The sequence below is a fragment of the Photobacterium sp. 53610 genome, from assembly GCF_036409375.1.
Classification (GTDB): Bacteria; Pseudomonadota; Gammaproteobacteria; order Enterobacterales; family Vibrionaceae; genus Photobacterium.
Genome location: NZ_JAXOFS010000001.1, coordinates 900,332 through 917,492 on the forward strand (window position 1 = coordinate 900,332; position 17,161 = coordinate 917,492).

At 54.6% G+C, this 17,161-nt stretch carries 2 pseudogenes; both read right to left on the minus strand.

What is annotated here, in order from left to right:
- Nucleotide 1: 1 nt before the first annotated feature.
- A pseudogene (locus tag SPK40_RS22980) lies at nt 2-3,196 on the minus strand (non-ribosomal peptide synthetase); the annotation flags it as partial.
- Nucleotides 3,197-3,214: 18 nt separating this feature from the next.
- A pseudogene (locus SPK40_RS04205) lies at nt 3,215-17,011 on the minus strand (amino acid adenylation domain-containing protein); the annotation flags it as partial.
- Nucleotides 17,012-17,161 lie beyond the last annotated feature (150 nt).

Genomic DNA, 17,161 nt, shown 5'->3' on the forward strand with positions numbered 1-17,161 from the left:
CATGCTGGGTACCCAGCGCCGATGCCAGCGCCGCAAGCGTGGGTGAAGAGAAAAGCGTGTTCACACCAGCCGAAAGACCGTGCCGGCGCAGTGCCGCCATCAGTTTCACCACAAGTAACGAGTGACCGCCCAGTTCGAAGAAATTGTCATGGCGACCAATACCTTCCACCCCGAGCACTTCAGACCAGAGTCCAGCCAACAGGCGTTCCGTATCTCCCTGCGGCGCTTCATACACCCGGCCAGCGTCAGCATCCGGCACAGGGAGCGCACGGCGATCCAGCTTACCATTCGGGGAAATTGGCAACGCCTGCATACAGACAAAGGCTGCCGGAATCATATATTCAGGCAAACGTGCCGACAGGAACTGTCGTACCTGATCGGTCAGGGATATCTGTACACTCGCTTCCTGATTGTCCTCTTCTTGTTCGAAGACTTTCGGAACCATCCAGGCCACCAGGCGTTTTTCGCCATTACTTCCGGGCAAGGCATCCACAGCCACATCACGCAATGCCGGATGTGCTGCGAGCTGGGTTTCGATTTCTCCCAGTTCAATCCGGAAGCCACGGATTTTCACCTGCTGATCATTCCGGCCCAGATATTCCAGACTGCCGTCGGCCAGATAGCGCACCATATCGCCGGTACGATACATCCGCCCGCCCGGATGGAATGGATCTGCCAGGAAGCGCTCAGCCGTCAGGTCAGGCTGATTCAGATAGCCCCGTGCCACCTGAAGACCACCAACGTACAGCTCTCCCACTGTGCCGTGAGGCACTGGCAGACCCGCTTCATCCAGCAGGTAGATCCGGGTATTGCTGACGGGTCGCCCGATGGAAGGCACCGCCGCATCCAGCGCTAACGTCGCAGACGTTGCTACGACGGTTGTTTCTGTCGGGCCATAGTTGTTCATTACGATCAGCCCTTCAGGTACCTCCAGCGGCCAATGGCGGAGACTGTCACCACCGATAAGCAATTGACGTAAAGAAGACGGCACCATCCCATTTGCCAGCGCAACTTCCGCCAGCGGCGTCACCATAAAGGAAACCTGTGCGCCACTGTGCTGCCACCAGTGCAGCAATGCTTCACTGTTCCCGGCAACCTGAGGTGGCGGCAGCAACAAGGATGCACCCAGCGACAGTGCCGGCCAGATCTCCCAGACACAGGCATCAAAGCCAAGGCCAGCCATGCAAGTCGTTTTCTCCCTCGCCTGCAGCCCGGTCGCCTCTTCATGCCAGTGAATCAGATTCAGTAACTGACCGTGCTCGACCATCACCCCTTTGGGCTGTCCGGTAGAACCTGAGGTGTAGACGACATAGGCCAGATGCTCTGGAAGAACCTCAACCGATGGCGCACCGACAGAGACAGGTGTCGACAAAGGCTGATCCAGTGACAGCACAGGCACATCAATGTCCCTCAGGGTCTGATCACCGATGGCTTTACAGCCGACGGAATCAGCCAGCAGCAGGGTTGGAGCACAGTCGCTCAGAATATAACTCAAGCGGTCACCGGGATAAGCCGGATCCAGCGGGACATAGGCACCACCAGCTTTCAGCACGGCCAGCAAAGCCACAACCATATCCGGTTTGCGTGCGGCGCAGACAGCGACCCGTGTTTCTGTGCCGACACCGCGGGCAATCAGGGCATGCGCCAGTCGGTTCGCCCGGCTGTCCAGCTGACCGTAACTCAGCACTTCATCACCACAAACCAATGCGAGTGACTGAGGAGAGCGCCCCACCTGTGCTTCAAACAGATGGTGGACTGCCTGATGCTTCGGATACACCCGCTCCGTCTGGTTCATGTCATTGAGTAAGAGGTTACGTTCTGCTTCCGGCAATAGATCCACACGGGAAACCGGTATGGCAGAATCCGTCACCATCGCCTGAAGCACAGTTTTCAGATACTCGCTGAAGCGGTTGGCCGTGCCTGCATCAAACAAGGCGGTCGCATAGTTCAGGGCGCCCGTGATCTGATTGTCCGCTTCTCTCAGTTCAAGCGTCAGATCAAATTTCGCAATATCATAGGCCAGACCGGCCTCCGCAACAGCCAGCTCCGGTAAGTTGATGTCACGAACCGAACCCTCCTGCCAGGACAGCATGACCTGGAATAACGGTGTTCTGTCGAGCTGACGCGGCGGGTTAATCACTTCAACCACTTGCTCAAACGGCAAATCGCTGTTTTCGCGGGCAGCAAGGACAGACTGTCTGACCCGGGTCAGCAATGCACTCAATGTCGGATCGTCCCGCAGATCAATATGCAGGGCCAGTGTGCTGACAAAGAAGCCCACCAGCGGTTCAACTTCCAGACGGCCACGATTTGCATCCGGCATCCCAATCACAACTTCCTGCTGACCGGCCAGACGCGAGAGGACAATCCCCCAGGCAGAGAGCACGGTCATAAACAGGGATGTTCCCTGACGCTGGCTTAACTGACGCAAGGCTTGAGTCAGCTCAGCATCAATCACAAGGGGTACTTCCGCCCCGGCGAAAGACTGCACCGGCGGACGGGGTCTGTCGGTTGGCAGCGTCAGCTGTACGGGGGCATCACCCAGTGTCGCTTTCCAGAAGCTGGCCTGTGCATCCAGTCGTTCCTGGCTGAGATGTTCCCGTTGCCAGTGCGCATAATCCGCATACTGCAAGGCCAGCGGCGGTAATGGATTAGCCTGTTGCTGGCGGAATGCGCCATACAACTCGCTCAGTTCCTGCAAGAGGATCTTCGACGACCAGCCATCAGAGACAATATGATGACAAACCAGCAGGAACAGGTATTCATGGTCCGTCACCTGCCAGAGATGCGCAGCAACGAGCGGGCCATTTTCCAGATCAAACGGCGCAGCCATCACCTGACGAATCCGGGCCATGGCCAGATCGCGGTTCCGGGTTTCATTGCTCAGCGTTTCCGTGCGCAGGTCATGCCAAACGTAAGGCATCGGTTCAACCGGAAGAATACGAACCTGAGGCTGATCGTCCTGCGTGACAAACACACTACGCAGACTTTCATGCCGTGCATAAACTGCATCCAGACTTTGCCTGAACGCATCCGAATCCAGATCACCGGTCAGTTCCAGAACAAGCGGGATATGATAGGTTTCACTGTTGCCTTCCATCTGGCTCAGGAACCACAGCCGTTGCTGGGCAAACGACAGCGGCAAAACTTCATCCCGGGAAACCGGCACAATCGGTATCTGATGAACATCCTCATCCCGGTGGAGCCTTTCAGCTAACGCATGAAGGACCGGAGCCGTAAACAATGCGGACAGCGAGAGTTGCCATCCGGTCTGTTCTAGCCGGTTTGCCAGCTGTACCGCCAGCAACGAATGTCCGCCAAGATCGAAGAAGTTATCCTGACGGCCAACTTTTTCAATGCTCAGCAGAGATTCCCACAGCGTTGCCAGCAGCGTTTCCCGTTCACCTCGGGGTGACTCGTAGGATTCGCGGATCCCGGCTGCGCTTTCCGGCGCAGGCAAGGCACGTTTATCCAGTTTGCCATTGGTTGTGAGCGGCAACGCATCCAGCCAGAGATAAGAAGATGGTACCATGTAATCCGGCAAGCGACCCGCCAGGAACTGACGGAGTTGTCCTGCCAGCACCTCGCAGTCAGCCTGAGGTCCGGGAACAATCCAGGCCACCAGACGCTTGTCGCCATCTGCCGCTTCCCAGACATCTACCGCAACATTGAGAACCGATTCGTGCGCAAGAATTGCAGCTTCCACTTCTCCGCATTCAATCCTGAAGCCACGAATTTTCACCTGATGGTCATTCCGGCCCAGATAGTCCAGCTCGCCGTTTGGCAAATAACGGGCTAAATCACCAGAGCGATACATGCGACAGCCCGGATGGAATGGATCATCCAGAAAACGTTCTGCATTCAGTTCCGGACGATTGAGATAGCCCCGGGCCACCCCTTCACCACCCACATACAATTCACCTACGGCGCCGTGCGGGACCGGCTGACCATGCGGATCCAGCAGATACACACGCAGATCCGAGATCCGGCGGCCAATCGGGCTGCCGCTGGACCGGACATCAGCCGGTGACATTGCCCTGTAAGTGACGTGAACAGTTGTTTCGGTGATCCCATACATATTGACCAATTGCGTTACATCGGCCGGATTGCGGGCATACCAGGGAGCCAGATCAGCCGGATTCAGCATTTCCCCGCCAAATACGATGGTTCTTAACTGATGCGGCGTTTCATCCTGGGCCTGAATGAAAGCTTTGAATGCACTTGGCGTCTGGTTCAGAACCGTCACGCCATGCCGGCAAATGAGCGAATAGAAATCCCGGGCCGAGCGTGCTGTCGCCTGAGGGACAACCACCAGGCAGCCACCGTGTCGCAATGCCCCCCAGATTTCCCACACCGAAAAATCAAATGCAAACGAATGGAAAAGACACCAGACATCATCTGCACAAAAACTAAATTCGGTCTCAATCGCACTGAACAGGCGATCGACCTGCCGGTGTTCAACCATGACACCTTTCGGTTTCCCAGTGGAACCCGACGTATAAATCACATAAGCCAGACTGGCGGGCGTCAATCCGGTCACCTCCGGATTCCGGCTGTCTCCGTCAAAAGCTTGTTCAAGCGGCAACTGCAGCAGCTCTATCTCACCCAGTGCGGTACGGCCTTTTTCATCAGCCAGTAACAGGACCGGCTCGGCGTCTTCAAGGATGTACTGCAAACGATCACCAGAATAAGCCGGATCTAACGGAACATAAGCGCCGCCCGCTTTCAGAATGCCAAGCAAACCGATGATCAACGCCGGACTGCGTTCAGCACAGATTGCAACCCGGCTCTCCGGCTGAACACCCCGCTCAATTAACACATGAGCAAGCCGGTTTGCTTCGGTATTCAGCGCGGCATAGGTCAGACGTTGCTCACCACAGACCAGCGCAATCGCTTCAGGCGTTTGCACCACCTGATCTTCGAACCGCTGTGTCAGGCATAGTGACGCAACATTGAGGGCGGGTGTCTGATTCAGTGTTTCCAGTAACAGACGAAGTTCACTGGGGGGCATCACATCCAGCTGACTGACCGGCAACTCCGGTGTCTCCGACAAAGCGTGCACCAGTAAGGCCAGCGTCTGCTCCATATAACCGCAAATGCGCCCGGCTTCAATTGGCTGACTGATTTGTGCCGTCAGTCCCAGTGAATCACCACCGTCTTCAACAGACATCACAAACGGGTAGTTGGTCCGGTCATCCACATGCAGCAGCGTGACACCTTCCGGCAGCTCCAGCTCATCGCCGTCATTGTGCCGGTAGTTCAGCAAGGCACTGAACAAAGGCATTCCGGGAATAATGCCACTGCAACGCTGTGCTTCGGCCAGTGACGCATGTTCATGCTGCAACAATCCACTGAGTCGCTGATGCGCCTCGTGTACAGCGGCTTCAACTGTCCTCTGATTGATATCCAGACGCAGCGGCAGCGTATTAATGAACAGTCCCATGGCCTGTTCCGCGCCTTCCCCGGCCTGCATCCGGCCCAGCAGTACTGTACCGAACACCACAGCATCCTGTCCGGTCATCCGGGCAAGAACCTGCGCCCAGGCGAGATGACACAAGCTGGCCAGACTGACCCCCAGACGCCGGGCTTGCTGACGTAAATTCCGGTTCAGCTCAGCAGGCAGTTTCAGACTGGCTTCATTTATTGTCCGGCCGCCGCCCTGAACATCGCTCAGACCAAAAGGTAATGTCGGTTCGTCGATATCCGCCAGCATCTCGCGGAAAAATGCTGCATGCTCACCCGTTCCGAACCGGGCCTGAGCCACTGCATGACGGAAAGGCTGTGCTGGCAGCAATGCGGCGCCCCGGCCAGACAGAATCGTCCTCACTTCCTCCATCATCAATGCCAGTGTCGAGTGATCCCCAATCAGGTGATGCCATTGCTGCAACAGACACCAGCTGCCGTCTGTGTCTTGCGCAGCCGCAAACCGCATCAGCGGCGCCCGGGTCAGATCCATCCGGTTCCGCGCCGAATCAAAGCGGGCTTCAAGGGGTGAGGCAAGGGTTCTCTCCTCTGCTCCCTGTTCGGAATCCGCTTCTGAACGCAGCTGGAGGAAATCAACCTTCAAGTTGGCTTTGCGCCAGACCACCTGAACTGATTCCGACAACCCGGCACTCACAAAGGCGGTGCGCAGGATGTCATGACGATCAACCACCTGCTGCATTGCATTTAACCAGCCATCCAGTGTTGCACGAGATTCAAACCGCATCATCGCCGACAGCAGATAGGTATCACCGCGCTCATTCAGCCGGTGGTGGAACAAAATCCCTTCCTGTAAGGGGGACAGACCATAGATATCCTGAATATTCCTGAGACCCTCAGGAACCGTCGCCACAACACGATCAATTTCCTGCTGATTCAGATTAACCAGAGGCAGCAGCTCTGGCGTAATTGCCTTCGTGTCCGGTGTGAGCTGATTCTCTGGAACCTGAACATCGTGTAATGTTGCCAGCGCTGCCGCCTGAGAAGCCAGAGTCGGAGCAGAAAACAACGCTTTCATCTCCGCAACCAGTCCATAACGGCGCAATTTTGCCAGTAACTTCACCACCAGCAGCGAATGGCCCCCCAGTTCGAAGAAATTATCCTGACGACCAATACGTTCAACACCCAGCACCTCTGCCCAGATGTCGGCCAGCAGCCTCTCCTGCTGCCCCTGTGGTGCCTCATACCCGGCACGTTCCTGAGGATTTTCTTTGGGTTCAGGTAAAGCCCGGCGATCCAGTTTACCGTTTGGCGACAAAGGCAATGCATCGACCGCAGACCATGCAACAGGCACCATATATTCCGGTAAACGTCCCGTCAGGAAATCCCGCAAGTCGGCCGGCACCAGCGCTGTGCCTGTTTCACACACAACCCAGGCCACCAGCCGTTTGTCATCACGGCCATCAGCACGCGCATCAACCACCACCTCACGAACCGCCGGATGAGTCGACAAGACCGCTTCAATTTCGCCACACTCAATCCGGAAACCGCGAATTTTCACCTGCTGGTCATTCCGGCCCAGATATTCAATGTTGCCATCAGGCAGATATCGGGCCAGATCCCCGGTTCGGTACATCCGCCCGCCGGAATAGAACGGATCAGCCAGAAACCGTTCTGCGGTCAGTTCAGGACGATTGAGATAGCCCCGTGCCACCTGAATCCCACCAATATAAAGTTCACCGGCTGCACCCTGCGGTACAGGTTGCCCGTATTCATCCAGCAGATATATGCGAGTGTTTGCCACCGGACGACCGATCGGAACGGTCACCAGCTCAGGTTCGCGGGTGCAATGCCAGGCAGTCACATCAATCGCGGCCTCCGTCGGACCATAAAGATTATGCAGTTCTGCATGAGGCATCTGACGATAAAACTCCGTCACCAGACTCGCAGGCAACGCTTCACCACTGCACATCACCCGGACAACGTGCTGACAGCGCGCAGTCGCTCCCTCATATGCCAGAAAACTTTGCAGCATAGACGGAACAAAATGCAACGTCGTGACGTTGTCATGTGAAATAGCACGACTCAGATAATCCGGGTCCTTATGGCCTTCAGGACGCGCCATCACCAGACGGGCACCATAAATCAGCGGCCAGAAAAACTCCCAGACCGAAACGTCAAAACCAAACGGTGTTTTCTGTAAAACAGTATCTTCTGCAGTCAGGTCATATGTGTCCTGCATCCAAATCAACCGGTTGACGATCGCTCGGTGCTCATTCATCGCCCCTTTCGGTTTTCCGGTTGAGCCCGAGGTATAAATCACGTAAGCCAGATGATGGGCCTGCGATTGTGATAACGGATTCTGACTGCTGAGATCCGAAGAATATGCGCCATCCAGAGCCAGTACAGGCACACTGTGTGTGCCAAGTGCCTGACGACCGGCAGCATCGGCCAACAATAGCACCGGAACAGCATCTTCCAGAATGTACTGAAGCCGCTCTCCCGGGTAAGCAGGATCTAACGGCACATAACCGCCGCCCGCTTTGAGGACCCCGAACAAGGCGACGACCATGGCCACACTTCGCTCAGCACAGACAGCCACCCGGCTGTCCGGACCAACACCGCGTGCAATCAGCACATGAGCCAGTTGGTTAGCTGCCGCGTTCAGCTCGGCGTACGTCAGACGCTCCTCTTCACAAACCAGTGCAATTGCTTCCGGTGAACGGGACACCTGCGCTTCAAACAATTGCTGCACGGTTACATCAACCGGATAATGACGTTCGGTTTGATTTAAACCATCCAGTAACCACATCCGCTCAGTATCTGGCATCAGATTGAGTTGCGATGCAGGCTGCGCCGCATCAGACACCATCGCCAGAAGCACCTCACGCAAATAGCCGCCAAAACGCTCAACGGTAGAGGCATCAAACAGCGCGGTTGCGTAATTGAGCATCCCTTGAATCTGATTGCCCTGCTCAGCCAGTTCCAGCGTCAGTTCATACCGAGCTGTGTCATGAACCAGATTTGTTTCTTTTACCTGCAGACCTGGAACAGAAATATCCCGGACTGAACCGTCCTGCCAGGCCAGCATCACCTGAAACAAGGGCGTTCTGTCCAGCATTCTTGGCGGATTGATGGCTTCCACCACCTGTTCAAAAGACACATCATTGTTTTCACGCGCAGCAAGTACCACCGTTTTTACCCGGGTCAGTAAATCAGCGACAGTCGGATCGTCACGCAGATCCAGATGCAGGGCCAGTGTACTGACAAAGAATCCGACCAGCGGCTCAACCTCCAATTGTCGCCGGTTGGCCTCAGGGATCCCGATGACGACTTCCGGCTGCCCGGCAAGCCGAGACAGCACGATTCCCCAAGCGGTCAGCACCGTCATAAACACCGAGAGGTTGTGCTGTTCACTGAACTGACGCAGCGACGCTGTCAGTTCTTCACTGAACACGACGGGGATCTGTGCACCAGCAAAGGATTGCACCGGCGGATGGGGCCTGTCGGTCGGCAATGTCAGATGTGTCGGAGCTTCACCTAAGGTTTCCCGCCAGAATTGCGTCTGTTGTTCCAGCCGTGCAGGATTCAGGTGCACCTGTTGCCAGTTCGCATAATCCACGTACTGCAATTTCAGTGGCGGTAAAGGATTCACCTGTTGCTGGCTGAATGCCCCGTACAGCGCACTCAGGTCTTGCAGGATGTTTTTAACTGACCAGCCATCTGACACAATGTGATGGCAAAGCAACAGGAACAGACATCTGTCGTCGGCCAGTTGCCAGAGATGCGCGCACACGACAGGGCCGGATGCCAGATCAAAGGGCTGGCCGATCACCTGACAGGCCTGAGCCATTGCCTTCGATTCACTGTCTTGATCAGCACGCAGGTCATGCCATGTCAGTGGCATCGGCGAAACCGGCAGAATCCGGACTTCCGGCTGACCGTTTGTCGCGACAAAAGTACTCCGTAAAGCTTCATGGCGTTCATAGAGTACATCCAGACTTTGTTCAAATGCAGATGTGTTGAGATCTCCCTGCAGCTCCAGCAACAGCGGAATATGATAGATTCCGCTGCTTCCTTCCAGTTGCTCCAGGAACCACAAACGCTGCTGCGCAGACGACAACGGCAGTTTGCTCTCTCTGTGAACCGGTTCAATCGACTGGACAATTGCATGCTGAAGGCTTTCCAGTTGCTCAGCCTGTGCATGCAGCACGGGTTTGGCGAACAGCGCAGCCAGCGGCAGTTTCCACCCGGCCTGTTCCATCCGGTTTGCCAGTTGTACGGCTAAGAGTGAATGCCCGCCCAGTGCAAAAAAGTTATCCTGACGACCGACCGTATCAATTTTCAGGACTTCTCCCCACAACCGGGCCAGCAACTGTTCTTTCTCCCCTTTCGGCGGTTCATAGACCTGACGGATCCCGACTGTATTTTCCGGTGCCGGTAAAGCACGCTTATCCAGCTTGCCATTGTTCGTGAGAGGCAAGCTGTCCAGCAGGACATATGATGCCGGAATCATGTAGTCCGGCAGGCGATCTCCCAGTGCATCTCGGATTTGAGCCGAGAACTGACCCTGGTCGGCATTCGGATGCGGGACAATCCAGGCCACCAGCCGCTTGTCGCCATCCGGCGACTGCCATGCATCAACAGCCACGCTGGTCACCTGTTCATACGCCAGAATTGCAGCTTCCACCTCACCACACTCGATCCGGAAACCCCGGATTTTCACCTGCTGATCGTTTCGTCCCAGATATTCCAGCTCACCATTTGGTAAATAGCGGGCCAAATCCCCGGAACGGTATAAACGGCTGCCCGGATGGAACGGGTCATCCAGGAACCGTTCTGCATTGAGCTCTGGCCGGTTCAGATAACCGCGGGCTACCCCTTCGCCACCGACATACATTTCTCCCACGGCGCCCAGTGGCACTGGCTGGCCGTAAGGGTCAAGCAGATAGAGGCGAAGATCCGAAATGCGATGTCCGATCGGGCTGCCTATGTTTTCAATATCTGCCTGGGACATCGCACGGTAAGTCACATGCACCGTTGTTTCTGTAATGCCGTACATATTTACCAGTTGCGGTGCATCAGCAGCATTGCGTGCGTACCAGGGTGCCAGATCCGCCGGATTCAGCATTTCCCCACCAAAAATAATGGTTCTCAGCTGGTGGGAAGTCTCATCCTGGGCCTGAATAAACGCCTTGAAGGCACTTGGGGTCTGATTCAGCACGGTCACACCGGTCTGACAGATCAACTGGTAAAAATCTGTCGCCGAACGGGCCGTTGCCTGCGGAACGATCACCAGCTGTCCGCCATGTCGTAATGCGCCCCAGATTTCCCAGACAGAAAAGTCAAAAGCATAGGAATGAAACAAACACCAGACATCATCTGCACGGAAGTCAAAATCGGCATGTGTGGCATGGAACAACCGGTCAACCTGACGATGTTCGACCATCACCCCTTTCGGTTTGCCGGTTGAACCAGATGTATAAATCACATAAGCCAGATGGGCTGGCGTTAAACCTGCGACCTGCGGATTCTGACGACTGCCTTCCCGTGACTGACCTAACGCAAACAGCGGCACATGTTGCTCTCCAACCGCCGCTTGACCGGCTTCATCGGCCAAAATCAGTACTGGCTCAGCATCCTGCAGAATGTAATTCAGACGTTCACCGGAATAAGCCGGATCCAGCGGCACATAGGCCCCGCCCGCTTTGAGAATTGCCAGAATCGCGACGATTGTATTCGGCCCGCGATCGGTACAGAGGGCAACCAGACTGCCCGGACCGACGCCGCGCGTAATCAGATCATGCGCCAGCAAATTAGCCTCGGAATTCAGTTGGCCGTAGGTCACGGTTTTCTCCTGGTAAACCAGCGCAATCGCCTCTGGCGTCCGGGCCGCCTGCGCCTCAAACCGGTGATGCAGACAGGCTGGCTGAGTGTCATTCTGCGCTGTGACATTCCAGCGGTTCACCAGCAGATCAAACTCATCGTCAGGCAAAATTGACAACTCATAGGCCGGAATATCCGGCGTCTGCGCCAGAGCATTGACCAGTGCACCCAGCGTTTGCTGCATATAACCACAAACACGCGACGCTTCGATCGGATGAATCACCTGCGCTGTTAAGGACAGTGAATCCATGCCGTCGTCGACACAGAGGACAAACGGATAATTTGTCCGCTCATTGGCACTGACCAGACTCACTCCGTCCGGCAACGGCAGATTTTCACCTTCGTTATGGCGATAATTGAGCAATGCACTGAACAACGGAGCTCCCGCCGTCACGCCGCTGCAACTTTGTGCGAGCGCCAGCGATGCATGTTCATGGGCAAGCAACCCGCTCAGGTTCTGATGTGCCTGACGCGCAGCTTCTTCAATACTCCGGCTGTCGAGGTCCATACGCAGAGGCAAGGTATTAATAAAGAGACCCATTGCGCTGTCGGCACCTTCCCCGGCCTGCATCCGTCCCAGTAAAACGGTCCCGAAAACCACAGTGTCCTGTCCGCAGGTTCTCGCCAGTACCTGACCCCAGGCCAGATGACACAAACTGGCCAGACTGATGCCCAGCCGTTTGGCCTGATAACGCAACGCCTGATTCAGTTCCGGCGTTATTGCCAGACGGGCTTCATTAACTTGATGACCATCACTGTGAACATTGCCCAGCCCAAAAGGCAGCACCGGTTCTGAAATATCAGCCAGCATCTTGCGGAAAAATGCCTTATGTTCGCTTTCGCTGACACCCAGTCTTGCCTGCGCAACTGCATTCCGGAAAGGTTGCGGGCGGCTCAGTGTCTTCTGATGGCCTGCCATCATCGTCCGAACTTCATCGACCATAAAAGCCAGTGTGGAATGGTCACCGATCAGGTGATGCCATTGTTGCAGGACGCACCAGCTGCCGTCCGTATCTTCCGCAACCACGAAATGCAGCAATGGCGCCTGCGTCAGATCCAGACGGGTATGGCGGGGATCATAACGTGATTCCAGCTGTGTACTGACAGGCCCGTCTGCGGGGTCAAGATCCAGCTCTGCCACCTGAAAGTCGGCCTGACGCCAGACCACCTGAACCGGTGATGCGGCTCCGGATCCAACAAACGCAGTGCGCAAAATATCGTGACGGTTCACAACCTGCTGCATGGCGTTCAGCCAGGCATCCAGACGAGCCCGATTTTCAAAACGCAATGTCGCTGACAACAGATAAGGATCACCCTTTTCTGCCAGCAAATGATGGAAAAAGATCCCTTCCTGCAAAGGAGACAAGGCGTAGATGTCCTGGACGTTGGCGACACCGCCCGGGACTATCTGAACGACGGCATCAATCACTGCCTGACTCAACTCAGCCAGAGGTAGCATCGCTGGCGTAATCTGCTGACTGTCTGGCCGGATCTGATTTTCCGGCACGATCACGTCATGTTGTGTGCTCAGCGTCTGAGCCAGTGCTGACAAGGTCGGCGCCGCAAATAAGGCCGGTAAATCCGTTGTCAGTCCGGCGCTTCTCAGCTTCGCCATCAGTTTCACCACCAGCAGTGAATGCCCGCCCAGTTCAAAGAAATTGTCCTGACGGCCAATACGTTCGATGCCCAGGATTTCCTGCCAGATCTTTGCCAGTATTTGTTCTGTTTCACCCTGCGGTGCAACATACTCGGTTCGGCCCCCCGTATTCAGTTCCGGCACAGGCAGTGCTCGCCGGTCCAGCTTGCCGTTCGGAGACAGCGGCAATGCATCCAGACGAATATAAGCGGTTGGGATCATATAGCCGGGCAAGCGCTCCGCCAGAAACTCACTGAATTCTGCTGTTAAGCTCAGCCAGTCACAAGTCGCGGTCGGTACCACCCAGGCAACCAGTCGTTTCTCGCCGCTCTGATCATCCGGGGCATCAACCACCACATCGCGGACTGCGGGATGAGCGCCCAGCTGCGCCTCAATTTCTCCCAGTTCAATCCGGAACCCCCGAATTTTGACCTGTTGATCGTTCCGTCCGAGGTATTCAAGACTGCCATCGTCTAGATACCGGACCAGATCCCCGGTCCGGTACATCCGTCCCCCCGGATAAAACGGATCATCCAGGAAACGTTCAGCAGTCAGTTCAGGCTGATTCAGATAGCCCCGGGCAACCTGTTCGCCACCAACATATAATTCACCAATCGCGCCAAACGGAACGGACTGCCTGTGCTCATCCAGCACATAAATCCGTGTATTCGAAATTGGACGACCAATCGAAGGAACAGCCGCACCTGTCTCCGGATTTCCTGACGTCGCGACAACCGTGGTTTCCGTCGGGCCGTAGTTATTCAGAAGCGTCAGCCCTTCCGGTAAGGCCTGCGGCCAGCGACGGATGCTGTCTCCGCCAATCAGCAGCATGTTCAGCGCGGGCGGTAACGTCCCGTCCGCCAGTGCAATCTCTGCAAGCGGCGTCACCATAAAAGACACTTGTGCTTCACTGCGACGCCACCAATTGAGTAACGCATCGCTGTCACCCGAGACCTGAGGCGGTGGCATCAGCAGCGTGGCCCCCAGAGACAATGACGGCCAGATTTCCCAGACGCAGGCGTCGAAGCCCAATCCGGCCATACAGGTCGTGTAGTCTCCTGCTTTCAGCCCGGTTGCCTCACCATGCCAACCAATCAGATTTCGTAACTGATGATGTTCAACCATGACCCCTTTGGGCTGACCGGTTGAACCCGAGGTGTAAACGACGTAAACCAGTTGGTCTGGCTGCACCTGTATCTCAAGATTTTCAGCAGACAACGTGGCAGTTAACGGGGCTTCCAGATCCAGTACCGGAATCTCTTGTTCACCCAAAGCAGACCGGCCTGTTGAATCGGCCAGCAATAGCACCGGCTGGCAGTCGTGCAGAATATAAGTCAGCCGTTCACCGGGATATGCCGGATCGAGCGGCACATACGCCCCGCCCGCTTTCAGAACAGCAAGCAAAGCGACAATCAGGTCCGGTCCCCGGACGGCACAGACAGCAACCCGGGTTTCAGCCTCAACACCGCGCGTCAAAAGCTCACTGGCAAGACGGTTTGCCCGGTGATTCAGTTCAGCAAAACTGAATGCGGTATCTCCGCAGCACACCGCAATTGCATCGGGGGTTTGTCTGACCTGTGCTTCAAACAGCGTATGAACACCGTCCACTGCCGGGAAATCAATGGCAGTGCGATTCATCTCCTCCAGCAAGATGTGGCGCTCTTCTGCATCCAGTAAACTCAATGTTCCGACAGACAATTCAGGATGGATACGGGCCTGCTCCAGAAAGTCGCGTAAATGCTTACTGAAGGTATCAATGTGCTGCGAACTCTGTACCGACTGATCATAAACCCAGCGGAATGTCTCTCCGTTTTTATCAATCTGGAGCAAAGTGCTGACATGGCATGCGCTTTCAGGGGCGGATGAAATATCGGAAATCAACTCAACCGCAAATGGCCATTGTGTGGTTTGCGTGATCAGTGCATGTAATTCTGGATGAAATGGGAGATGCGCCATCACCCGCTCACATTCACCCTTCAGCAGTTGCTGCGTACAGGTAAAGGTCTGGGTCATATCCAGAGAAATTTGTACTGGCAACACAGCATCGGGCAGAAGGCTGTTGGTTTTACGTTGCAGCCAGCCAATCTGAAAATCGGTTTGCGCCCCCATCCGGGCAATGTAAACCGCTACCGCGCTCAAAAATGTCGATAAGGCCGTATGGCCCGTTGGCATCCATGCCGTGGTTTGCCAGTCTACTGCTGTCTGAGCCGCCCTTCGATGCGCCGGGAATGCAGATAACATGGGTTGTTTTAGTCGCGAATCCCAGAAAGACGCGTAACTGGCACCTTTGGCAAAGAGTTCAGCAAGTCGGGAGGCTTGTGCTTTCGTCAGAACTGGCAAGCGATGCCCAACTTCCAAATGGAACTGACGGGCAAGTTCCATCCCGGAACTGATTGCGCCCGATGCACTGAACCAGCCGCCAATACACGCGATGCCCTGCGACGTTGCAATATCCCACCCTTGGTCATCGATATGCAGCAAAGTCCCCGGGGCTGCTTTGTGCACTTCCTCGCTCACAGTCAAATGACCTATCCCAACAACGCGATCAGGCAATGCCAGTTTCAGCGGACATCCATGAGACGGATGCGCAATCGCATAAAACAGACGTTCCAAATCCTTGGCAGGCTGATCCCAACGCAGTACACCGCCCGCATCAGGATCACGGCGGAAAACATAAAAGTTGTCATGAATGATTGCCGGGTCTTTTTCAGCGGCAATTTGCGTCAAATCCCCGAGCGTGATATCAGGCTGACGACAACATGCCTGAAGAATAAACTGAAAGCGCTGCTGAAGATTTTCAAGCTGCGCTTTTGAATGAATATGGGGGGCATCGACAAACATCACATCCATTGCCTGCGCCTGCCGATCTTCAAAAAACAGAATCTGCAAATCACTGACCGAAATATTACCGCCGTAATGCCAGCGGGTTTTGCACTGCCAGAAACTGTCCCCGTTATCAAAAGACACGATATTGATTGCCGGGCCGAACCAGGATGCATCTGCTGTGTCTCTCTGACGGCGGATATCTTCTCCGCGATATAATTGACGGCGCACCACTTTCCCCATTTCTGCCGTCACCTGCCGGGTAAAACTGGCCAGCGTTTCCTCAGGGTTGATCTGCAGAATCAGTGGTACCACATTCGCAGTCATACCAATGCTGTTTCTTTCAAGTGTCCCGGTCACAGGCAAACTAAAGTTCAGTGCGGTTTCGCCAGTGATACTGTAAAAACAAGCTGCCACGGCGGTTGCAAGAATATGGGCACGGTGTACGCCAATCTGGGATGCGCATTGGTCAATTTGATCCAAAGCTTCCTGACCGAGAACATGCAGACTGCTGTTCATTGCGGAATATTGAATCGGCTTTTCTTTTCGGGTCAGCGTATGCGGAGCAGAAGCAATGTAATTCTTCCAAAACTGGCTGTCTTTACTGAGTCTGGTGGAAGACTGGTATTTTTTATCGTTTTCAGACAAACAGGTAAAACCACGGTTATCAAACTCGGGTGTCGGCGAATTGGAAGCCAGTGCATTGTAATAAAGGACAATCCGACGAGAAAACTCACCACCACTCAAACCATCAATCAGCATGTGGTGCGTACGGCGATAAAAAATAAACTTTTCCGGCGCTAATGTCAGTACGGCGAAATGGTATAAATCCGGATCCAGTGCGGATACGATTTTATCGGCATCATTTTGCATCCAGGCCAATGCACTTTCGAATGGCGACGTACTGGCACTGAAATCATAGAACTTTAAATGTTCAGTGGTTGATATCGCACGATATTGATAAAGTTCACCCTCTTTTTCAACAAAATGAGCTTGCATGGCAGGTGTATCATGAATAATCGCCTCTACGGCCTGACGCAATAACGCAATATTCAAAGGCCCTTCTATCGTGCCGTAACCCCAAATATTAAAGGGTTGCTTTTCAGACATGCGTTCACTTAACCAAAGTTCATGTTGAGCCGTCGTTAATTCATGCAGCTCATTTTTTTCTGGAATGGTTAAAAATTGAGACTGACTTTCATTCCCATTTATTTGTTCCTGATTGTTCATTATATTCCCTATCATTTTGTCAATACGCAATAGAACTCACCGTCCGGTCTGCATACAAACAACGATGCGCCAACTGACAGACATGTGAAAAAGAAGTGTGGGATAAGATATATCCAAAAAATGACAAACGTGGTATCACGATTATTTTCTGAGATTCCTCACGTC